This window comes from Dietzia massiliensis, from assembly GCF_018390595.1.
Taxonomy (GTDB): Bacteria; Actinomycetota; Actinomycetes; order Mycobacteriales; family Mycobacteriaceae; genus Dietzia; species Dietzia massiliensis.
On record NZ_JAHBAV010000057.1, the window covers coordinates 1 to 20,045 of the forward strand.

General features: G+C 71.5%; 20 protein-coding genes and 2 pseudogenes. 11 read left to right on the forward strand and 11 right to left on the reverse strand.

Features of this window, described 5'->3' with window-relative positions; translation table 11 throughout:
- Nucleotides 1-651: 651 nt before the first annotated feature.
- A complete protein-coding gene (locus tag KHA85_RS13680; protein ID WP_213186217.1) occupies nucleotides 652-1,809 on the reverse strand; it encodes an acyl-CoA dehydrogenase family protein in 1,158 nt (385 codons plus the stop codon).
- Nucleotides 1,810-1,915: 106 nt separating this feature from the next.
- Between KHA85_RS13680 and KHA85_RS13685 the strand changes: the two genes are divergently transcribed.
- The gene (locus KHA85_RS13685; RefSeq protein ID WP_236885703.1) at nucleotides 1,916-2,689 is read left to right on the forward strand and encodes a PIG-L deacetylase family protein; all 774 of its coding nucleotides are present in this window, start codon (nucleotides 1,916-1,918) and stop codon (nucleotides 2,687-2,689) included.
- Between the two features lie 10 nt (nucleotides 2,690-2,699).
- Here KHA85_RS13685 and KHA85_RS13690 read toward each other — a convergent pair whose 3' ends face one another.
- The 3 genes and pseudogenes from KHA85_RS13690 to KHA85_RS13700 form a co-directional block, all read right to left on the reverse strand.
- Nucleotides 2,700-3,449, reverse strand: coding sequence for an APA family fibronectin-binding glycoprotein (locus KHA85_RS13690; RefSeq protein WP_213186218.1), 750 nt, complete (start codon nucleotides 3,447-3,449; stop codon nucleotides 2,700-2,702).
- 56 nt (nucleotides 3,450-3,505) lie between these two features.
- Nucleotides 3,506-4,222, reverse strand: coding sequence for an alpha-ketoglutarate-dependent dioxygenase AlkB family protein (locus tag KHA85_RS13695; protein WP_213186219.1), 717 nt, complete (start codon nucleotides 4,220-4,222; stop codon nucleotides 3,506-3,508).
- Nucleotides 4,223-4,254: 32 nt separating this feature from the next.
- A pseudogene (locus KHA85_RS13700) lies at nucleotides 4,255-5,678 on the reverse strand (MFS transporter).
- A gap of 166 nt (nucleotides 5,679-5,844) precedes the next feature.
- Between KHA85_RS13700 and KHA85_RS13705 the strand changes: the two are divergent.
- Entirely contained in the window at nucleotides 5,845-6,429 is a 585-nt protein-coding gene (locus tag KHA85_RS13705; RefSeq protein ID WP_308936959.1) for a GNAT family N-acetyltransferase, read from the forward strand.
- Between the two features lie 27 nt (nucleotides 6,430-6,456).
- Here the strand turns inward: KHA85_RS13705 and KHA85_RS13710 are convergent, their stop codons facing one another.
- The gene (locus KHA85_RS13710; RefSeq protein ID WP_213186221.1) at nucleotides 6,457-7,335 is read right to left on the reverse strand and encodes an inositol monophosphatase family protein; all 879 of its coding nucleotides are present in this window, start codon (nucleotides 7,333-7,335) and stop codon (nucleotides 6,457-6,459) included.
- 136 nt (nucleotides 7,336-7,471) lie between these two features.
- On the opposite strand from KHA85_RS13710, the gene KHA85_RS13715 reads away from it, so the two are divergent.
- From KHA85_RS13715 to KHA85_RS13735, 5 genes and pseudogenes are all read left to right on the forward strand, one after another.
- Nucleotides 7,472-8,116 (forward strand): ABC transporter permease, encoded by a 645-nt coding sequence (locus KHA85_RS13715; RefSeq protein ID WP_213186222.1) that lies wholly within the window; start codon nucleotides 7,472-7,474, stop codon nucleotides 8,114-8,116.
- Nucleotides 8,113-9,321 (forward strand): annotated as a pseudogene (locus tag KHA85_RS13720) (ABC transporter ATP-binding protein). Before KHA85_RS13715 ends, KHA85_RS13720 begins: the two are co-directional and overlap by 4 nt.
- The gene (locus KHA85_RS13725; RefSeq protein WP_213186223.1) at nucleotides 9,318-10,070 is read left to right on the forward strand and encodes an ABC transporter permease; all 753 of its coding nucleotides are present in this window, start codon (nucleotides 9,318-9,320) and stop codon (nucleotides 10,068-10,070) included. Before KHA85_RS13720 ends, KHA85_RS13725 begins: the two are co-directional and overlap by 4 nt.
- Nucleotides 10,067-11,059 carry a glycine betaine ABC transporter substrate-binding protein gene (locus KHA85_RS13730; RefSeq protein WP_213186224.1) on the forward strand — a complete coding sequence of 331 codons (993 nt, stop codon included), beginning with the start codon at nucleotides 10,067-10,069 and terminating at the stop codon, nucleotides 11,057-11,059. Before KHA85_RS13725 ends, KHA85_RS13730 begins: the two co-directional genes overlap by 4 nt.
- A gap of 60 nt (nucleotides 11,060-11,119) precedes the next feature.
- The gene (locus KHA85_RS13735) at nucleotides 11,120-12,004 is read left to right on the forward strand and encodes an alpha/beta fold hydrolase (protein ID WP_308936960.1); all 885 of its coding nucleotides are present in this window, start codon (nucleotides 11,120-11,122) and stop codon (nucleotides 12,002-12,004) included.
- A gap of 39 nt (nucleotides 12,005-12,043) precedes the next feature.
- Here the strand turns inward: KHA85_RS13735 and KHA85_RS13740 are convergent, their stop codons facing one another.
- Genes KHA85_RS13740 through KHA85_RS13750 form a run of 3 tightly spaced genes read right to left on the reverse strand, consistent with a single transcriptional unit; the run spans nucleotide 12,044 to nucleotide 13,256 of the window.
- On the reverse strand, nucleotides 12,044-12,349 hold the full coding sequence (locus tag KHA85_RS13740) for a hypothetical protein (protein ID WP_213186225.1): 306 nt from the start codon (nucleotides 12,347-12,349) through the stop codon (nucleotides 12,044-12,046).
- Nucleotides 12,350-12,358: 9 nt separating this feature from the next.
- Nucleotides 12,359-12,790: an MmcQ/YjbR family DNA-binding protein gene (locus tag KHA85_RS13745; protein ID WP_213186226.1), complete on the reverse strand. Its 432-nt coding sequence runs from the start codon at nucleotides 12,788-12,790 to the stop codon at nucleotides 12,359-12,361.
- A 37-nt stretch (nucleotides 12,791-12,827) separates the two neighbouring features.
- Nucleotides 12,828-13,256 carry a hypothetical protein gene (locus tag KHA85_RS13750; RefSeq protein WP_213186227.1) on the reverse strand — a complete coding sequence of 143 codons (429 nt, stop codon included), beginning with the start codon at nucleotides 13,254-13,256 and terminating at the stop codon, nucleotides 12,828-12,830.
- 141 nt (nucleotides 13,257-13,397) lie between these two features.
- Between KHA85_RS13750 and KHA85_RS13755 the strand changes: the two genes are divergently transcribed.
- A complete protein-coding gene (locus tag KHA85_RS13755; RefSeq protein WP_236885704.1) occupies nucleotides 13,398-14,393 on the forward strand; it encodes a carbon-nitrogen hydrolase family protein in 996 nt (331 codons plus the stop codon).
- Nucleotides 14,394-14,408: 15 nt separating this feature from the next.
- Here KHA85_RS13755 and KHA85_RS13760 read toward each other — a convergent pair whose 3' ends face one another.
- Nucleotides 14,409-15,299 (reverse strand): cation diffusion facilitator family transporter, encoded by an 891-nt coding sequence (locus KHA85_RS13760; RefSeq protein ID WP_213186228.1) that lies wholly within the window; start codon nucleotides 15,297-15,299, stop codon nucleotides 14,409-14,411.
- A 68-nt stretch (nucleotides 15,300-15,367) separates the two neighbouring features.
- Here KHA85_RS13760 and KHA85_RS13765 point away from each other — a divergent pair, with 68 nt between their 5' ends.
- From KHA85_RS13765 to KHA85_RS13775, 3 genes are all read left to right on the forward strand, one after another.
- Entirely contained in the window at nucleotides 15,368-15,802 is a 435-nt protein-coding gene (locus KHA85_RS13765; RefSeq protein WP_007631208.1) for an NfeD family protein, read from the forward strand.
- Nucleotides 15,803-15,854: 52 nt separating this feature from the next.
- Nucleotides 15,855-17,162, forward strand: coding sequence for an SPFH domain-containing protein (locus tag KHA85_RS13770; RefSeq protein WP_213186229.1), 1,308 nt, complete (start codon nucleotides 15,855-15,857; stop codon nucleotides 17,160-17,162).
- A 70-nt stretch (nucleotides 17,163-17,232) separates the two neighbouring features.
- A complete protein-coding gene (locus KHA85_RS13775) occupies nucleotides 17,233-17,889 on the forward strand; it encodes a TetR/AcrR family transcriptional regulator (RefSeq protein WP_213186230.1) in 657 nt (218 codons plus the stop codon).
- 24 nt (nucleotides 17,890-17,913) lie between these two features.
- Here KHA85_RS13775 and KHA85_RS13780 read toward each other — a convergent pair whose 3' ends face one another.
- Entirely contained in the window at nucleotides 17,914-19,332 is a 1,419-nt protein-coding gene (locus tag KHA85_RS13780; protein WP_213186231.1) for a TIGR01777 family oxidoreductase, read from the reverse strand.
- A 35-nt stretch (nucleotides 19,333-19,367) separates the two neighbouring features.
- A complete protein-coding gene (locus tag KHA85_RS13785; RefSeq protein WP_213186235.1) occupies nucleotides 19,368-20,042 on the reverse strand; it encodes a lipocalin family protein in 675 nt (224 codons plus the stop codon).
- Nucleotides 20,043-20,045 lie beyond the last annotated feature (3 nt).

Consider the following 20,045-nt stretch of genomic DNA (forward strand, 5'->3'; position numbering starts at 1 on the left):
CCAGACGCTGCGCCGCCGCGCGATTCTCCGCCGCCCACCCCTCCCGCGCCGCCGCAGTCAGGCCCGTCATCGCCGCGGCAGCGCCGCCACCGGCAGAGCCAGCACGGCCAGACGAGCCAGTGGGACCGCCAGCAGTGCGCTCGGAATCGCCGTCCATGCCCCACCCCCCGTGGTCGACTGCGCGGCCGGGCCGCGACTTGTCTCGAATACGTGTTCTATTCTACGCCCACGTGTTCGACACCACAAGGGCTTCCCACAAGCCGACTGGCGAGTTTCGAAACCCCGCACGACACCAGACGGTCCGCGCTTGCAACGCGGCTTGAGCCGCCGTCGCGTCCCGAGCCAGGCGCCCCTAGCGACGCCTGGCCGGACGGCAGCACCCGCCCAGCAAGCGCCCAGTCAACGCGGAATCGCGCGCACCCTGAGGCGCGCGCGATCGGTCAAGCGGAACGGAGAGCGCCGGAAAAAGACGGCGGCCGCGGCACAGCGCCAACCCGGTACCCGACACCGCGCAAACCCGGGCGCCTCGCCAACCTCGCGCAGCGCAGCCCCGAGCAGCGCAGCCAGCCCGCGCAGCGCAGCCCCGAGCAGCGCAGCCAGCCCGCGCAGCGCAGCGCCGCCCAGTGGACCCGGTCGTGCCCCGCAGGCCGACTACAGCGCCCGGCCGATGACCTCCTTCATGATCTCGTTGGTGCCGCCGTAGATCCGCATAACGCGGGCGGCCGCGAACTTCTGGGTGATGGGGTACTCCATCATGTAGCCGTAGCCGCCGAAGAGCTGGAGGCAGCGGTCCACGACGTCGTCGAGCATGTCGGTGGCCTGCATCTTGGCCATGGAGGCGGTCACGGCGTCGAGCTCACCGGCGATCTCGCGCTGGACGCAGTAGTCGACGAACGTGCGGGTGGCCATGACCTGGGTCTTGCAGTGTGCCAGCTCGAAGCGGGTGTTCTGGAAGTCCAGCACCGGCTGGCCGAACGCCTGCCGCTCCTTGGTGTACGCGATGGTCTCCACGACGGCGGCCTCGGCCATGGCGAGCGCGTCCACGGCGATGGCCAGGCGCTCGCGCGGGAGCTGGTTCATGAGCTGGTAGAAGCCCTGCCCCTCCTCGCCACCGAGCAGGTTGGCGGCGGGCACGCGCATGTCGTTGAAGAACAGCTCGGCGGTGTCGGCGCCGTGGCGGCCCATCTTCTCCAGCACGCGACCGCGCTCGAACCCGGGCGTGGAGGCCTCGACCGCGAACAGGGCCATGCCCTTGTGGCCTGCGTCGGGGTCCGTCTTGGCTGCGACCACCACGAAGTCGGCGGAGCCGCCGTTGGAGATGAAGGTCTTGGAGCCGTTGATGACGTAGGAGTCGCCGTCACGCTTGGCGGTGGTGCGCACGCCCTTGAGGTCGGAGCCGGCGCCGGGCTCGGTCATGGCGATCGCGGAGATCCACTCGCCCGAGCACATCTTGGGCAGCCACGCCTTCTTCTGTTCCTCGGTGGCGTAGTTGGCCACGTAGTGCGGGGTGATGGTGGAGCCCACGCCCATGCCGAAGGCGGTGTCGCCGGAGTAGACGAGCTCCTCGGTGACGAGGTACTCCATGCCGGGGTCGCCGCCCTGGCCGCCGTACTCCTCGGGCACGTCGAGGCAGATCAGGCCGGCCTCGCCGGTGCGCAGCCAGGTCTCGCGGTCGACGTGCTTCTGCGCGGCCCACTTCTCCTGGTTGGGGGTCATCTCCTTGGCGAAGAACGCGCGGGCGTGCTCGCGCAGCAGCCGGTGGTCGTCGGTTTCCCAGGCGGGGCGGTAGTCGGGGAAGAGTGCGGACACAGGGGCCTCCGTTTAGGTGACGACGACGACGAAGTGCGCCACCAGATTACGGGGCGCGTTCTCGCGACGGCGGGCGTGCGCGCACCCGGCGGGTCATACTCGTGCCATGAGCGAATCCCCCGACCAGCCGGAGAAGACGGACTCGACCGAGGCGACGGGCACGGGCGGGCCGTCGACGCTCCCGGAGCCCTTCCCCACCGACTGGACCCGCTGCCTGGTCCTCGTCGCCCACCCCGACGATCCCGAATACGGCATGTCCGCCGCCGTGGCGCGGTGGACGGCCGAGGGGCGCAGCGTGGTCTACGTCCTGGCCTCGAGCGGTGAGGCCGGCATCGAGGGCATGTCGCCGGCGCTCGCGGGCCCGGTCCGCGAAGAGGAGCAGCGGCGGTCCTCGGCGATCGTCGGCGTGGACGAGGTGGAGTTCCTGGGCTTCCCGGACAGTCGCATCGTCAACAACGCGGCGCTGCGTGACGCGGTGGCCGACGCGATCCGGCGTCACCGCCCGGACGTCGTGGTCTCGCTGTACTCCGGTCCCGAGTGGGCCCCCGGCGCACCCAACCAGAGCGACCACATGGAGTTCGGCGCGGCCGTCGGCGCGGCGTACGACGACCTCGTGGCGGCCGTCGGCGTGGACGCCGCGGAGGGGCGGCCGCAGATGTGGTTCGAGTCGGCCGTCGAGCCCACGCACTACGTGGAGGTCACGGGCTTCGTCGAGCCGGCCGTGGACGCGCTGGCCCAGCACTCCGAGTACCTGTCGGTCCTCGACCCGGCCACGCCCGTGCGGGAGCAGGCCCGTCAACAGGTCGAGGCGGTGTGCGCGCCGATCGACGGCGTCGCCGGCGGGAACCCGGTGGTGGGCTTCCGCCGAATGCGGCCCTGACGGGCGGGGGTCAGGCCGGCGCGCCGACCGGCTCCTCCCCCGGCTCCCCGCCGGGGCCGAGTGGTGCGTAGTAGCCCTCATCGACGGGCCGCAGGCGCTCGACGATCTCGTCCGCCCATTCCGCGGTCGGCGAGGTCATGGCGCCGTCGCCCGGGCGGGCGATGTAGGTGAGCCAGTAGCGCTGCGCGCCCTCCCCGACGACCGCCGAGTACACGAGGGCGCCCTCCGGGCCGATGATGTCCTGCCGGACCGCCGGGAGAACGCGGAACGACACGGACCAGCCGTCGCCGACTCGGGTGGAGAGGTGTTCGATCCTCTCCTCGACCGGCCGGCCCGGGACGGGGAGCAGAACCGGCCCCATCCCGTTTGCCAGCGCGAACGCCGCCAGCCGGTTGTCCGGGTCGCGCGGGTCGAACAGGTCCTCGGTGAGCGCGCCCGCCAGCACGACGCCGTCCCCGCCCTGCTCCGTGCCCTGCTCCGGGCTCATCGCGGTGGTACCGAAGATCAGCTCGCCCGACTCTGCCCGCCATCCCTCGGGGACGCGGATGACCAGTCCGGCGAAGGGGTCGACGTGATCGGATCCGGCCGCCACCTGGATCTTCGGCGACAGCGTGCGCTCGCCCGGGGCGTACGTCGCGGACGAGACGAGCACTGTGGCGACCGCGGCGACCGCCGCCAGGACGGCGACGAGCGCCACCACGAGGACGGTCCGGGCACGGCCGGTCGACGGGTTCTGCGAGGCGCCGCGGTCTGAGGTCATCCGCCCAGCCTAGGGTGTCGGCGCATGCAGCCGGCCGGGTCGTGCCGGCGGCCGGGTCATGCAGCCGGTCGGGTCATCCGCAGCGTGATGTTGACCCGCCCCGGCTCGGCGCCCAGCACCTCGCGGCACCACGACGGCGCCGTGGAGTCGAAGACCTTGGGCACGCCGTGGAACGCCATCCGCGACGGGCCGCCGAACACCACCAGATCGCCCGACTCCAGGCGGACGTCCGTGTACGGTCGGCCGCGGTGCTCGGGCGTGCCGAAGCGGAACGTACACGCGTCGCCCAGGCTGAACGACACGACGGGCGCCAGGCTCGCCTCGTCGCGATCCTGATGCAGGCCCATCGTCGCGCCACGCCCGTAGAGGTTCACCAGGGCGGCATCGGGGGTGTAGGCGGGCGCCCCGCTGCGCTCGTGATCGCCGGGCTTGTGATCGCCGCCGTTGAGGACCGCGGCGCGCGGATCGACCGCCGCGGCCGAGGTCAGCGCGGTTCGCGCGGCCCGCACGAGCCAATCCGGGATGGGCGGGGTGTCCTCGTCGTCGTCGTCGTATCTATACGGGGTCCAGTGACGTCCGAGGCTGAACGTCCGCACCGACATGCGCCCGCCGCCGGGCAGGACGATCGAGCGGGGCGTCGCCACGGCCGCCCAGTCCGCGCACGCCCGGAGCAGGTACTCCTGCTGCTCCCGGCTCATCCAGTCCGGCACGTGCACCGCGCCCGGGCCGAGCAGCGACGGCGCGCGGTGGACGCCGAACAGTGGCTCAGTCATTACAGCGGCTCAGGCATTGAAAAAGGACTCGGTCACGTGGTCGCGTTCTCCTCCCCCGGTTTCTGCGCGGTGATCGGCGCGGCGATGTCCTCGAGGGACTTCCCCTCCGCGTCGACGCCGAGGACGATCTCGGCGATGCCGCCGATCGCCATGATCGCCGCCGCGATGAGGAAGCCCACGCCGACCAGTCCGCGGTCGCCGCTCTCGATGAAGTTACCGAAGAGCAGCGGGCCGATCATGCCGCCGACGCCCGTGCCGATCGCGTAGAAGAAGGCGATCGCCAGCGCGCGGGTCTCCATGGGGAAGATCTCGCTGACGGTGAGGTAGGCGGCCGACGCACCCGCCGTGGCGATGAAGAACGTCAGCGACAGCAGCGCCACGAAGCCCCACAGGCCGCCCGTCTCATTGAGGAAGACGAAGTACAGCGGAACCGTCACGAGCGCCGACCCGAGGTAGGTGCCGGCGATCATCTTCTTGCGGCCGACCTTGTCGAACAGCGGGCCCAGGATGAGCGCGCCGAGGAAGTTGACGATCGCGAACAGGGCCAGCAGCAGCGGCGCCGAGCCCGCGTCGATGCCGTAGTAGTTCTGGTAGAGCGTGCCGAGGTTGAAGGTGATGCCGTTGTAGAGGAACGCCTGCCCGATGAACAGCGCCAGGCACAGGATCGCCCGCCTGGGGTACTTACCGAAGGCGGTCTTCGCGATCTCGCTGAAGGGGATCGAGGCCCGCTGGTGGATGGTGATCCGCTCGTCACGGCCGACCTTCTCGAGCGGCTCGTCGGTCTCCTTCCGGATCTGCTTCTCGATCCTCTCGACGATCTCCTCGGCCTCGTCCTCGCGGCCGTGGATGAACAGCCACCTCGGACTCTCCGGGACGTGCCGGCGGACGAAGATGATCACGACGCCCAGCAGCGCGCCCACGCCGAGCGCGAACCGCCAGCCCAGGTTCTCGGCGAACATCGCCGTGTTGAGGAAGAACAGCGAGTAGAACGACCCGAACGTCGCGCCCAGCCAGTAGGTGCCGTTGATGAGGACGTCCACGCGACCGCGGTAGTGGGCGGGGATCAGCTCGTCGACCGCGGAGTTGATCGCCGCGTACTCACCGCCGATGCCGGCGCCCGTGAAGAATCTGCAGATGAAGAACATCCACGGCTCGACCGCGAACGCCGTGGCGAACGTGGCGACGCAGTACACCACCAGGGTGAGCATGAACAGCTTCTTGCGGCCCCACTTGTCGGTGAGCCGGCCGAAGAACAGCGCACCCAGGCAGGCACCGAAGATGTAGATCGACGCTGCGAGACCGATCTGGCCCTCCGTGATCGGCAGCCACTGCCGGGCTCCACTAGGCGCGCGGCCAGTGAGCCGATGAGGGTGACCTCGAGGCCGTCGAGGATCCACACGGTTCCGAGGCCCACGATGATCTTCCAGTGGATCCCCGCCCAGGGAAGGCGGTCCATCCGGGCGGGTACGGCCTTCTTGATGGTGCCGAGCCGGCGCTTACGCCTGCGTGTGCCTGCCCCTGACCCGGTGTCGGGGGACGCATCACCCCGGGGATGTCGCTCCATCACTCGGTTGTATCGCCCTGTGACGGGCGCCGCATCCGATCCGGGTACCGTCGCCCGAGTGAGTTCTCCCCACTCGTCGCCCCGTCTCGCCGACGTCGCGGACGTGGGCCCGGCGGCCGACACTCTCGCCGCCGCGTTCGCCGACTACCCGTGGACGCGATATGTCATCCCGGCAGAGGGTTACCAGGACAGGCTGCGCGCGCTCCAGGAGCTGTACCTGCATCACGCGGTTCGGCACGGCCTCGTCGCGGTGAGCGACGACCCCGCGCAGGGGGGAGCCGTCGACGGCGTGATCGCGGTCCTGCCGCCTCGGACCCCCGACCCCGCGCCTGAAACCGTGGCGCGGATCGTCGCCCTGCACGGCGACCGCATCGATCGACTCACGAGCGGCGGCGATCCCGAGGCGGACTGGAGGCTCGAGACGCTCGGCGTGCTCCCGAGCGCCCGGGGACGCGGGCTCGGCAGCGCCCTGACGCGGTTCGCGATCGTCGAGGCCGTCCGCCGGGGCGCGCGTTCGATGGCACTGGAGACCTCCGACCCACTCAACGTGCGGCTGTACGAGCGGCTCGGCTTCACCGTCACCGCCCGGTCGGAGGCACCGGAAGCGCCGCCGATGTGGAGGATGCGGGCCGACCTCGCCTGAATCGGGTCAGGCCCGGCGTCAGGCGCGCTACGGCCGCAGTACCGCCCAGGCCTGCTCGGCCAGCTCGGGCGTCGCCGCCGCCACCACGGTCCCGCCCTCGAGCGGCTGCCGGCCGTCCGGGCCGGTGATCACGCCGCCCGCGGCCTCGATGATCGGGATCAGCGCCACGATGTCGTAGGACTTCAGGTCGGCCTCCACGACCAGATCGACGCGCCCCGCGGCGAGCATGCAGTAGGCGTAGCAGTCCCCGCCGAAGCGCTGGAGGCGGACGCGGCGACCGAGGTCGTCGTAGCGGCTGCGCACCTCGCCGTCGTCACCGAACATCGACGGATGCGTGGTGTACATGATCGCCTCGGACAGCTCGGTGCAGCCCGATACGCGCAGGTCGATGGCTTCCGGCCCGTTGGTGCGGCGCCGCACGGTGGCGCGCCCGTGGACGGCGGAGAACGTCTCGCCCAACACCGGCTGGTCCATCCAACCCGCGACGGCGCGACCGTCCTCCACCACGCCGACCAGGGTCCCCCACCCCGTCATCCCGGTGAGGAATGCCTTGGTCCCGTCGATCGGATCCAGGTACCACGTGCGGGCGGCGTCGGCCGGGCCGGTGACACCGTTCTCCTCCCCCACCACCCGGTCGCCCGGGGACATCGACGAGATCCCCGCGCGCAGGAGCTCCTCGATCGCACGGTCGGCCTCGGTGACGGGGTCGTATCGGTGCCCGTTCCCGCCGACGGCCGCGCCGTTCGAGACTGTGCCGTCCGAGCCCGGGGCGGCCTTGTCCGTGGCGGCGAGCGCCGCGAGGTCACCGTAGAAGTGCCGGCGGGCGATGCGACCGCTCGCGGCGAGGAGCTCGTCGAGGTGCTCCGTCAGGTCGGGATCCAGGGGACGGGTGGGCCGTGGCGTCATGTCTACATGGTGCACGACCGCACCGCGCTCCCACAGCCGATCCCGCGCGGGATGTCCCGACTCCGCCCTCTACAGGTGCGGACGACGCTAACGTGGTCGCACCCGTACCGCGCCGACCCGACGGAGCCGAGATGCGATGACCGCCCTGATGGACTTCCTCTCCACGCGCCGTCTCCAGCTGGCCACGGACTCGTGGCAGCACGTCAGCGCCACGGTGCAGGCGGTGCTGATGGCGACACTGCTGTCGGTGGCGATCGGCGTGGCCGTCTACCGCAGCCGGTCGGGATCGGCGGTCGCCACCGGCCTGGCCGCCACGGCGCTCACGGTGCCGTCGTTCGCGCTGCTCGGTCTGCTCATCCCGGTGCTGGGGCTGGGCGTGCTGCCCACCATGACCGCGCTGGTCATCTACGCCGTGCTGCCGATCCTGCGCAACACGATCGTCGGCCTGGACGCCGTGCCCGCCGCGACCGTCGACGCCGCGCGCGGCGTGGGGATGAGTCGGGTCGGGGTGCTCGCCCGGGTCGAAGTGCCGCTGGCCTGGCCGTCGATCCTCGCCGGGATCCGCATCTCCACGCAGATGTCGATGGGCATCCTCGCGATCGCCGCGTACGTCAAGGGTCCCGGGCTGGGCAACCTCATCTTCGCGGCACTGTCCCGGGTCGGCACGCCCACCGCGCTGCCCATGGCGCTGACCGCGACCGTGCTCATCGTCGTCCTCGCGCTCGTCCTCGACGCGCTCCTCGTCCTGCTCGGACGTCTGACCATCAGGGGGAACCAGTGACCAGCACCGGTTCGACCAGTACAGAGTCCGTGTCGGGGTCCGTGTCGGGCGTCCCGATCGTCCTGGACGACGTCACCAAGATCTACCCCGGTCAGTAGCGGCCGGCGGTGGACCGCGTCTCCCTCGAGCTGCCCGCCGGACGGACCACGGTGTTCGTCGGGCCCTCGGGCTGCGGCAAGACCACCACCATGCGGATGATCAACCGCCTCATCGAGCCGTCCTCGGGCACCATCACGATCGACGGTCAGGACAACCGCGGCCTCGACGCCGACACCCTGCGCCGCTCCATCGGCTACGCCATCCAGGCCTCCGGGCTGTTCCCCCACATGACGGTCGCACAGAACGTCGGCACGGTTCCGCGTCTACTCAAGTGGAAGAAGCCGCGGATCCGGGCGCGGGTGGACGAGATGCTCGACCTGGTGGGACTGGACCCGTCGGACTATCGCGACCGCTACCCCGCGCAGCTGTCGGGCGGGCAGCAGCAGCGCGTCGGCGTCGCGCGGGCGCTCGCCGCGGATCCGCCGGTGCTGCTCATGGACGAGCCGTTCGGCGCGGTCGACCCCATCACGCGGTCGTCGCTGCAGGACGAGTTGCTGCGGCTCCAGGACGACCTGCGCAAGACCATCGTGTTCGTCACCCACGACTTCAACGAGGCGGTCCGGCTCGGCGACAAGATCGCGGTCCTCGGCCCCGGGTCGTCGGTCCTGCAGTTCGACACCCCGGAGGCCATCCTCACCAACCCGGCGGACGACACGGTGAGCGGGTTCATCGGTGACGACGCCGCGCTCAAGACCCTCACCCTCCGGCGCGTGGGTGACGTGGACCTGGGAGAGGCGACGACGGCGAGGGCCTCGGACGACCCGGCCGAGTTCGCCACCCGGTTGCGCGGGTCCGGCGACGAGTGGGCGGTCGTGCTCGACGACGCGGGCCGGCCCCTGCGGTGGGTGCGCGGCGACACGGTGGCCCGTATGCCTGATCTGCGGTCGGGCGGGCTGCCGGTGGTCGGGTCCGTGACGGTGGACTCGTCCCTGCAGGAGGCGCTCGACGGACTGCTGTCCACGGCGAGCGCCACCACGGTGGTCGTGGACCGCGACGGGGTGTACCGCGGCACCATCGGCATCGACGACCTCGTGGCCGAGCTGCGGCGCATCAACCACCGGCACAACGACGCGGACCCGATCCCCGGCCAGGAGGGTCCGGCGTGAGCGCCCCCGCTGCCGTGGCCCGCGGCGGGTCGGCGAGGTTGCTGGTGCAGCCGCTGGTCATCGTGGCCGCGGCGGCCGGGGTGCTGTGGTGGGCCTTCTCCCGCGAGCTCGACGAGACACAGCAGGCCTCGCTCAACGCGGCCTCCCTCACCCAGCGGACGCTCGAGCACGTGCAGATCACGGTGACGGTGGTGGCGATCGTCGTGGCGGTGGGCGTCCCCCTGGGGATCCTGCTCACCCGCCGGCGGACGCGGTTCCTCGCGCCGGTGGCGGTGGGGTTCGCCAACATCGGGCAGGCGGCGCCGGCGATCGGGCTGATCGTGTTGCTGTTCCTGGCGACCAACCGGACGGGCTTCTGGATCGGGGTTCTGCCGGTGGCGGTCTACTCGCTGTTGCCGGTGCTGCGGAACACGATCGTGGGGATCCGCAACGTCGACCCGGCGCTCATCGACGCCGCGCGCGGTCAGGGGATGACGAGCGCCCGCGTCCTGCGGACGGTCGAGCTGCCGCTGGCGGTGCCGTTCATCCTCGCGGGGCTGCGCACCACGCTCGTGCTGGCGGTGGGCACGGCCACGCTGAGTTTCCTGGTGGACGCCGGCGGGCTGGGCATCTTCATCGACACCGGGTACCGCCTGCAGGACTACACGACGCTGGCCGTGGGCTCGGTCCTCGCGGTGTGTCTGGCACTGTTCGTCGACTGGCTCGGCGGGGTCGGCGAGCTCCTGCTCAACCCGAAGGGGCTGCGATGACCAGCACGATAACCTCGCCCGTCAGACGCCTCGCCGCCGCCCTGCTCACCACCGTGCTGCTCGCGACCGGCTGCGGCCTCAACAACGGCGGGTCCGTACCGCTGCCCGTGTCACCCGGGCCGGCCGGCACGGTGCCCGAGCTCGAGGGCGTGCGCATCACGGTGGGCGGCAAGGATTTCACCGAGGGCGTCATCGCCAGCTATCTCGTGGAGTTCCTCCTCGCCGCGGCCGGCATGGAGGTGTCCGACATGTCGTCGCTGGCCGGGTCCAACAGCTTCCGACAGGCGCTGGTGACCGGGCAGGTCGACATCGGTATGGAGTACACGGGCACCGCGTGGATGAGCTACCTGGGCAACTCCGAGCCGATCCGCGACCCGCAGGGGCAGTGGGAGGCGGTGCGCGACGCCGACCTGGCCGAGCACGACCTGCGCTGGCTGCCGCCCACGACCGTGGACAACACGTACTCGTTCGCCATGAACCGGGCGACCGCCGAGGAGACCGGGGTGCGGACGTTCTCCGACTACGCCGAGCTCGTCCGCACCGACCCCCAGTCGGCTGTCACGTGCATGGAGACCGAGTTCTCGGTGCGCCGCGACGGCTGGCCGGGGCTCGCCGAGGCGTACGGGTTCGACGCGGCGGCCGTCCCCACGCCGATCATGCAGCCCGGGATCATCTACCAGGCCACCTCGGTCGGCCGGGAGTGCCGCTTCGGCGAGGTCTACACGACCGACGGCCGGGTCAAGGGCCTCGACCTCGTGGTCCTCGAGGACGATCAGCACTTCTTCCCCGTCTACAACCTCGCCACCGTCGTCCGTGGCGAGGTGCTGGACGCGCATCCGCAGATCGAGGACGTCCTCGCGCCGCTGGTGGACCTGCTCACCAACGAGGTGATGGTGGAGATGAACATGCGCGTGGACGTCGACGGAGAGGATCCCGCGCTGGTCGCGCGGGACTTCCTCGAGCAGGAGGGACTGGTGTCCGTGGACTGACGCGGATGCGCCCGGCCGCCGGGTGCCCCACAATAAGGACACGACCCCAGGAGGTTGCGCGTGACCAGGAGGCCTGTCGGATCGCTGCCGCGGGTGGCCGCGCGTGTGCCGCGGATGGTGCCGGACCTGTCGCTGCTGCCGCCGGGGCGGATCGTCTCGCTCGCCGACGGGGTCACCACCCGCGTCCACGACACGGGCGAGGAGCACCTCACGCCGGTGATCCTGCTGCACGGCATGGCGGCCACGGGGATGCTCAACTGGTACCAGACGTTCGAGCGGCTCCGCGGCGAGCACCGGCTCATCACCTTCGATCAGCGCTGGCACGGCCACGGCTTCCACGGCGAGTTCACGTTCGAGACCCTCGCCGACGACGTGCTCCGGGTCGCCGACCACCTCGAGCTGCCCGCGCCCGTGCTGGGCGGGTACTCGATGGGCGGGATCGTGTCCCAGCTGGCCGCGCGCCGCGACCCGTCTCGCCTCGGCGGGCTGGTGTTGGCCGCGACCGGCACCGGCGCGCGGCGCAACGCGATCGAGAGGATGTCGCTCGGTGGCCTGACGCGCTCCGCCCCGTTGCTCAACGCGGTGCCGGACGAGGTCGGCGAGGTCGTGGAGGAGAAGGTCGACGACGAGGTACTCCGACCGCACGCGTGGGCCCTGCGCGAGTTGTCCTCGGTGTCGTTCGCGACGCACCGCAACGTCATCGCGCAGGTCGCGGGTTTCAACTCGACGTCGTGGCTGCACGAGCTCACGCTGCCGGTGGCCGTCGTCAAGACCACCCGGGACCTGGCGTTCCCGCAGTGGGTGCAGGACGAGATGGCCGACCTGCTGCCCCACAGCGCGGTGTTCCCGGTCCACGCCGGGCATGCCGCGTGCGCGACGCACCCCGGGGAGTTCGCCCGCCGGATGCGCACGGCGATCGGCTGGGTCGTCTCCAACCTGCGCTGATCGCACCGCACGGTGGTTCCGCGCGGCTGGCGCCGGCCCCTACAGCGCCGAGTACCGCACCGCGGTCACCACGAACACGACCAGCGCGATCGAGCCCAGCACCACGCCCCACAGCCCACGCCGCGGGTTGGTGTCCTCGTTGGTCAGCCACCCGGTCGGCCAGCGCGCGAGCAGGCCGAACGCCACGGCCATGAGCCCGGCGAGGAACGCGATGATGTTGAGCTGTGGCACCCAGGACAGGACCAGCGAGCCGACCCCCAGGAGGAGCGCCCGGGTGCCCAGATCCATGTCGCCGGACGAGCGCCGGCGCGGCGAGGCGGCGTCGGAGCGGGGGCGCAGCGGCATGCGGCCAGCCTAGTCGCGCGAGCCACCCCGCTCGTCGTCGAGACGAGCGACCCGCCGGGTTCCGGCGGTCTGCCGGTACGAGGATTCGACGAGCTCGGCGACCTCGTCCCAGTCGGGTTCGGGGCCGCCGCCGCCCGGTCCATCGTCCAGCGGCAGCGCCAGCCAGCCGGCCGGCCCGTAGTACGCCGGGACGTGGAACCGCTCGTCCTGCTCCAGCGCCGCGCGCTCCCCCGGATCCGGCAGGAACAGCAGCGCCCGGGACAGGAGCGGGTCCGCGTGGTCGCCCTTGACCGAGCCGCCGTACACCGCGAACACCTTGGTCGTGTACCAGTTGGGGCGTCCGTGCGAGATCTTCTCGGCGGCGTCGGGCAGCGCGAGGCACACCTGCCGCAGCCGCGCCAGCAGCGGGTCCGCGGCGTCGAACATGATCGGGTGGCCCACACCGCCGAGGATACGACCGCGGGCCCCCGAACTGCGCTCAACCTCCGAACTGCCCGGCGACGAACCCCGCGAGCAGCACCGCGAACCCTCCGATCTCGCCGACGATGAGCGCCACCATGCCGAGGTGCAACGCGACCGTGGGCCGCTCGAACTGGTTGGTCGTGTCCTTCAGCGCGCCGTGGAGGATGTAGCTGCCGATCGCCACCAGGAAGAAGAACACCAACACGCCGGCGGCGGCGAGGTTGACCCAGGTCGGCCAGCCGCTCAGTTCGACGAACACGGCGATGAGCAGGGTCGCGAACGAGTACAGCAACGACGCCCGGTGCGCGATGTCCACGTACGGATGCGCGACGTGGCCGGGGCTCGTGGCCATCTGGCGGTACTTCCACACGCCGAGGCACAGCGCCAGCAGGAAGATGAGGCCCGCCGCGAGGAGGGTGAGCAGGGTGTCGATGCCGAGTTCCATGGATCCTTCCGAAGAGCACTTGACAATGCGCCGGGATTTGTATGCTGACGACCATAGGGCAGGGCGCTGACCTGCGCGCTCGTTCGCGCGTGATCCGCGTCCACGCTCTATCCATGTCCGTGCTCGATGCAGGAGGTCCGATTGTCGGGACAGGTGGTCCGCGCCGCGGCCGTGCAGCTGGAGGGCGTGCCGGGCCGCGTCGACCTCACGCTCGGCCGGCTGGAGACGATGATCGTCGAGGCCGCCGAGCGGGGCGCGCGCCTGATCGCGGTACCCGAGTTCTGCACGTCGCCGCTGCCGATGCGGCCGGAGGTCCACGACGCCGTCCTGCCGCGCGAGAACGCGGCGGTGGACATGTTCCGCCGCCTCGCCGCGCGCTACCGCCTCACCGTCGGTGGGTCGATGGTGGTGGCCGACGACGACGATGTCTTCAACCGCTATCACCTGGTCGAACCCGACGGGTCCGTGCACACGCACGACAAGGACCTGCCGACGATGTGGGAGAACTGCTTCTACACCGGCGGCAGCTTCTACCGCGATGGCACTGACGACGGCGCGTTCGAGACCGCCCTCGGCGGAGTGGGCGTGGCGAGCTGCTGGGAGCTCATCCGCACCGGGACCGTCCGCAGGCTCCGAGGGCGTGTCGACGTCGCCGTCACCGGCACGCACTGGTGGACGGTCCCGCGGAACTGGGGCAGGCTCACCGACCGTGTGCTGGGCCCGCTCGCGCAGTACAACCGCTACCTCTCGGAGAACGCGCCCGCGGAGTTCACCCGCCGTCTCGGCGCACCCGTCCTGCAGGCCTCGCACTGCGGGTCGTTCCGCACAGATTTCCTCCTCGCTCCGGGGACGACCGTGTCCGTGCCGTACGAGACGGAGTATGTCGGCGCCACGCAGATCGTCGACGCCTCCGGCACGGTGCTCGCCTCCCGGCGGGCCGACGATGGCCCCGGCATCGTCTACGCGGACGTCACCCTCGGGACCCGCGAGCCCGTCCTGCCGCTCGAGGAGCGGTTCTGGATCCCCGAGTTGCCGCTTCTCCTGCGCGGTTACTGGCATCAGCAGAACGTGGCGGGCCGGAGCTACTACCGGCGTCGCGGTCGCGCGGCGGGGCTGCACCAAGCGGCGGGCAGGTAGGCCACGCGACGCGCTCTAGAGGTGCACGTCGTTATAGGCCCGCTCGTCCTCGATCGGCTCGAGGTGGGTGGTGATGTGCGAGTTGGGCAGGGCGGCGTGGATCTCCTGCTCCACGGTCTCCACCAGGTCGTGCCCGCGCTCGACGCTCCACTCGCCCGGGACGAGGGCGTGGAACTCGACGAAACGCCACTTGCCCGACTCGCGGGTCCGCAGCTCGTGGAAGTCGACGCGGCCGGGCTCCCGGTGCCGCTCGAGCACTTCCTCGATCATCCTGTTGTCCTCGTCGGGCAGGGTCGCGTCCATCAGGCCCATGCCCGACTCGTGCACCAGCCGGTAGCCGATGAACAGGATGTTCAGGCCCACGCCGATCGCCACGATCGGGTCGAGGACCTGCCAGCCGGTCGCCCACGCCAGCGCGAGGCCCACCACCACGCCGACGGAGGTGATGACGTCCGTGATCAGGTGCTTGCCGTCCGCCCTCAGGGTCGGCGACCGGTGGCGGACGCCCGCCCGCACGAGCACGAGACCGACGACCCCGTTGAGGACCGCGGCGACCACCGAGATCGCCAGGCCGACGCCGAGCGCCTCCAGCGGGGCCGGGTTGATCAGCCGCTCCACGCTCACGACCAGGATGAACGCCGCGGCCACGAAGATCATCGCGCCCTCGACACCCGCCGAGAAGTACTCCGCCTTGGAGTGCCCGTACTGGTGGTCGTCATCGGCCGGTCGCTCCGAGACGCTGATCGCCCCGAGCGCGATCGCCGCCGCCACCAGGTTGACCACGGACTCGGCGGCGTCGGAGAGCAGGCCGACCGAGCCGGTGACCCACCACGCCCCGACCTTGAGCGCGATGGTGACGATCGCGGTGGCCACCGAGAGCCAGGCGAACTTCTTCAGAGTCGACACGTTCCCAGAGCGTAGTCGCGTGCCGAGAGTCCACCTGCCGACCGCCCGTTGTCGGTAGGGTCGGCGTCATGCACGTGGGATTCGCCTGGCTCGGGGCAGCGGTTCTTCTCGCCGCCGGAGAGGCGGCGGGCGGAGAGCTGTTCATGCTCATGCTCGCCGGAGGCGCCCTCGGCGGTTCGGCCGCCGCCTTCCTCGGCGCACCGGTGTGGGGTCAGGCGCTGGCCTTCGCGCTCGTCTCGCTCATCCTCGTCGTCGGCGTCCGCCCGCTCGTCCGTCGGCGCCTGCTCAGCGCGCTGCCCGAGCACGACACCAACACGGCCGCCCTCACCGGTCGCGGCGGCACGGTCGTCGAGGCGATCGGGCCGTCCGGCGGCCTGGTCGAGATCGCCGGGGACACCTGGACGGCACGACCGCTCATCGAGGGCGAGACGTTCGAGGCCGGCGACAAGGTCCTGGTGCACCAGATCGAAGGGGCCACGGCGATCGTCGTGCGCGGCCTATGAGTTCGCGGCCTCCCAGCAGCAGCCGATACGCACGACTCAACCGGAGGTACCCATGGGTGGCTTGATCTTCCTCGCCGTCATCGTCGTCCTGATCGTCTCGGTGGTGGTGAGCTCGGTCAAGCTCATCCCCCAGGCCGAGGCCGCGGTCATCGAGCGGCTCGGCCGCTACCAGCGCACCGTGAGTGGTCAGCTCACGCTCATCATCCCGTTCATCGACCGCGTGCGCGCAAAGGTCGACCTGCGTGAGCGGGTCGTGACGTTCCCGCCGCAGTCGATGATCACCGAGGACAACCTCACGCTGAGCATCGACACGGTCGTCTACTTCCAGGTCACCGACCCCAAGTCGGCGGTGTACGAGATCAACAACTACATCGTCGCCGTCGAGCAGCTCGCCACCACCACCCTGCGCAACGTCGTGGGCGGCCTGACCCTGGAGCAGACGCTCACCAGTCGCGACATGATCAACAAGCAGCTGCGTGGCGTGCTGGACTCGGAGACCGGCCGCTGGGGACTGCGCGTCGCCCGGGTCGAGCTGCGCTCGATCGATCCGCCGCCCTCCATCCAGGACTCGATGGAGAAGCAGATGCGCGCGGACCGCGAGAAGCGCGCCACCATCCTCACCGCCGAGGGGCAGCGCGAGGCCGCCATCACCACCGCGCAAGGCGCCAAGCAGGCCGCGATCCTCGACGCCGAGGGCAACAAGCAGGCAGCGATCCTCGCGGCCGAGGCGGACCGGCAGTCGCGCATGCTGCGCGCGCAGGGTGAGCGGGCCGCCCGCTACCTCGTGGCCGAGGGCCAGGCCGCCGCGATCGCGCGGGTCAACGCCGCCGTCAAGGCCTCCAAGCCGACGCCGGAGATGCTGGCCTACCAGTACGTGCAGAACCTGCCCGAGATGGCCAAGGGCGACGCGGCCACCATGTGGATGATCCCGTCGCAGTTCGGCGACTCCCTGGAGACGTTCGCCAAGGCCGTCGCCAAGAAGGACGACGACGGGGTCTTCCGCTACGAGCCGTCGGACGTCGACACCGACGCGGATCTGCCCTCGGCACCCGACGAGTGGTTCGACACCCGGACCGATCCGGAGATCGCCCGCTCCGTGGCCGCCGCGGAGGCCGCCGCCAAGGGCGCCACCTCCGTGATGGACGAGGAGCCGCGGCGGGACAAGCCCAAGCCCGGCGTGTTCGACATGGTCCCGGAGTCCGAGGGCGGCGCCGCCCCCGACGCCCCGTCGAGCCGGGAGACCCAGGCGATCGACGGCCCGCGGGGCGCCGCGCCCGGTCAGCCCGGTTTCGACCAGCGGTGGGGCCAGGGCCAGCAGGGCGGCTATCCCGTCGACGGCGGCGATCAGCCTCCGCGCTAGCACAACCCCGGCGGGCCCCCGACACCCCGTTACGGGCAGCCGCCGCGGCCTCTCGTCCTAACATGAGGGCGTGACTCGTGACAGTGGCCGCGGTGGTGTCCGGACGCCGGAGGCGGAACCGGACGCCGAGGACGTCCGTCTGATCGAGACGGCGTCCGCGGTGTTCGCCGAACGCGGGATCAAAGGGACCAGCACCGACGACATCGCGCGGGCCGCCGGCGTCACGCGGGTGACGCTCTACCGTCGGCTGGGGCCCCGCGACGACCTCCTGCGGGCGATCTACGCGCACGAGGCGCAGCGACTCATGATGACCGTCAACGCGCGGTACACGCCGTTCGAATCGCTGGAGTGGGACCCGGTCCGGCACGTCGAGGACCTGCTCGTGGGGACCGTCTTCGACATCCGCCAGAACGAGTTGCTGCGACGGATGATCGAGAGCGACAAGGTCGAGGCCATGGCGATGCTCGCCGGGCAGTCGGACTCGGTGCTCGACACGATCATCGAGATGCTCGCGCAGTTCGTGCGCAGCACGTGGAACGCCGACGTCCACACCCGCCACATGGAGCCCGACGAGGCCGAGCAGCTCTCGCTCGAGGTCGCCTCCGTGGTGGGTCGCTTCCTGCACTCGCTCGTGGTGATGCCGGACGGCCCGCCCGTCGTGGACTCCGAGGAGCAGATCCGGGCGCTGGCGCGCCGGGTGCTCGTGCCCATGATCCTGCAGCGCTGACGCTACAGCGCGGTCGGCACCTCGCTACAGCGCGGTCGGGACCTCCTCCGCGCCGAGTTCGTGCTCGAACGCCGCGCGCAGCGTGCGATGCCGGAAGTGGTGCCCGGCGTCGGTGAGGGTGCGCGGCAGGATCCGCTGATCGGCCAGGGCCAGTTCGTCGGCCCCGCGCTCACCGAGCAGGAGCGCTGGGGCCCACCCCGGCACGGGGACGAGGGTGGGACGGCGCAGAACGGAGCCGAGGACGCGGGTGAACTCGGAGTTCGTCACCGGCTCGGGGGCCGTGCCGTTGACCGCCCCCGACATCGCGGGGTCGACGATCGCGCGCAGGTAGATGTCGGTGAGGTCGTCCAGAGATATCCAGGACATCCACTGTCGGCCGGAGCCGAGGCGGCCGCCGAGCCCCGCGCGCGTCAGGGCCGCGAGCGGCGGCAGCATCCCGCCGGCCCCGGACAGGGCAATGCCGGTGCGGACGGAGACGACCCGGGCACCGGCCTCGCGGGCGGGGTCGCAGTCGCGCTCCCAGTCCACCACGATGTCGGCGACCGGCCCGGTGCCCGGCGCGGAGTCCTCGGTCAGCTGCTCGTCGCCGCGGTCGGGGCCGTAGTAGCCGATGGCCGAGGCGCAGACCATGGCGGTGGCCCCGTCCCGGGCGGCGACGAGCTCGGCGAGCCGACGCGTGGGGCCGACCCGGCTGTCGCGGACCCGTGCGACGTGACGATCGGTGAACCGGCCCGCGATGGGTGCGCCCGCCAGATGGACCAGCACGTCCACGCCGTCGAGCAGATCTGGGGCGGGGGCGTCCGGATCCCAGGTCCGCTCCGGCCAGCCACCGCGTCCGTCCCGGGCGACGCCGCCCTCGTCGTCGTTGTCGTCGTCGACCGATCCGCGCACCAGGCGGATGACGCGGTGGCCGGCCACGCCGAGCAGCGCGGTCAGGGCCGTGCCCACCAGTCCGGAGGCACCGGTCACGGCGACCGTCAGGGGCGCGCTGCGGTGACGGTCGATCGCGGCCAGGTCGGCGGCCATCTGCCGGTACCGGTAGGCGAACACGGGGGCGAGCGCCACGCCGGGGACGCGGGCCTCGACCCGGTCGCCGAGGAGCGCGGCGCCGTCGGGTGCGGCGGTGACGGTGTGCGTGTGGACCCAGCCGGTCGCGGCGGCGTAGGGCTGCGACACGCAGCGGTCGACGAATCGCTCACCCTCGACGTAGCCGGCGGGATCGTGCCGGGCGTGCCACCGGGGGCCGAACCGCCTGCCCAGCGGGCCGGGCAGGGCCGTGCGTGGCTCGAGCACCGCGAGGCCGTCCCGCAGGGACGCCGCCTCCCGGACCGGACGCAGCGGCATGAACGGCGGGGACAGTCGGCGGAACGCACCCGGGGAGGCGAAGTAGCGCCACGCCTCCCCGGGCGTCGCGGCGACCGTGCAGGTCAGGTCGATGCTCATCGGTCACTCATCCGTGTCGATGTGGGTCGTCTGCGTCAGGGCAGGAGGCACAGCGGGGAGGCGTCGCCCCGCCCGCCGGCCATCGGGACGGTGAGGAACGCGCAGGACCACCAGCCGCGGTCCTCGATGACGTCGCGCACCGTGGCCCACTGCCCGGCGTCGAGCGCGGGCTCGCGGCTGAGGACGAAGCCCGACGAGCGGGTGGGATCGCCGACGATCGCCAGCGAGTAGTCGTCGGCGAGGTAGGTGATCCGGTAGTTGACGGGTCCGGCCTCGTCCTGGAACGGGACCATCGGGAAGTTCACCCGCAGGGAGGCGTTCGTGTCCGTGTCGCGGACCTTCGCCTCGCCCTCGATCACCGAGTCCGAGCTGATCGCCGAGCCGCAGCTGTTGCGGACCGAGACCGTGCCGGGCGCGGTGACCGCGTACTCGGCGCGGGTGTCGTTGGTGCACTGCAGGGTGTACGGCTGCGGGATCGCGGCGACCTGGAACCACTCCCCCGCGTAGCGCTCGAGGTCGACCGACTCGACCTGCGAGAGCTCGGGGCCGCCGAGGGATCCGAGGGCCACGCCGTCGGGCAGCAGCTGCGAGGACCCGCCGCCGAGGCGGCCGCCGTCGGTGAGGTCCTGCGCGCCCGCCGCCGGGGCGGCGCCGAGGCCCGCCGCGAGCAGCGGGGCCACGGCCAGCGCGGTCACGAGCCCACGAGACATCTC

What these genes read in the sequence shown, in the direction of transcription:
- KHA85_RS13685 (WP_236885703.1), top strand. Translation starts at nt 1,916, where the DNA reads ATGAGCGAATCCCCCGACCAGCCGGAGAAGACGGACTCGACCGAGGCG.
- KHA85_RS13690 (WP_213186218.1), bottom strand. Translation starts at nt 3,449, where the DNA reads ATGACCTCAGACCGCGGCGCCTCGCAGAACCCGTCGACCGGCCGTGCC.
- KHA85_RS13695 (WP_213186219.1), bottom strand. Translation starts at nt 4,222, where the DNA reads ATGACTGAGCCACTGTTCGGCGTCCACCGCGCGCCGTCGCTGCTCGGC.
- KHA85_RS13710 (WP_213186221.1), bottom strand. Translation starts at nt 7,335, where the DNA reads ATGACGCCACGGCCCACCCGTCCCCTGGATCCCGACCTGACGGAGCAC.
- KHA85_RS13715 (WP_213186222.1), top strand. Translation starts at nt 7,472, where the DNA reads ATGACCGCCCTGATGGACTTCCTCTCCACGCGCCGTCTCCAGCTGGCC.
- KHA85_RS13730 (WP_213186224.1), top strand. Translation starts at nt 10,067, where the DNA reads ATGACCAGCACGATAACCTCGCCCGTCAGACGCCTCGCCGCCGCCCTG.
- KHA85_RS13740 (WP_213186225.1), bottom strand. Translation starts at nt 12,349, where the DNA reads ATGCCGCTGCGCCCCCGCTCCGACGCCGCCTCGCCGCGCCGGCGCTCG.
- KHA85_RS13750 (WP_213186227.1), bottom strand. Translation starts at nt 13,256, where the DNA reads ATGGAACTCGGCATCGACACCCTGCTCACCCTCCTCGCGGCGGGCCTC.
- KHA85_RS13765 (WP_007631208.1), top strand. Translation starts at nt 15,368, where the DNA reads ATGCACGTGGGATTCGCCTGGCTCGGGGCAGCGGTTCTTCTCGCCGCC.
- KHA85_RS13770 (WP_213186229.1), top strand. Translation starts at nt 15,855, where the DNA reads ATGGGTGGCTTGATCTTCCTCGCCGTCATCGTCGTCCTGATCGTCTCG.
- KHA85_RS13780 (WP_213186231.1), bottom strand. Translation starts at nt 19,332, where the DNA reads ATGAGCATCGACCTGACCTGCACGGTCGCCGCGACGCCCGGGGAGGCG.
- KHA85_RS13785 (WP_213186235.1), bottom strand. Translation starts at nt 20,042, where the DNA reads ATGTCTCGTGGGCTCGTGACCGCGCTGGCCGTGGCCCCGCTGCTCGCG.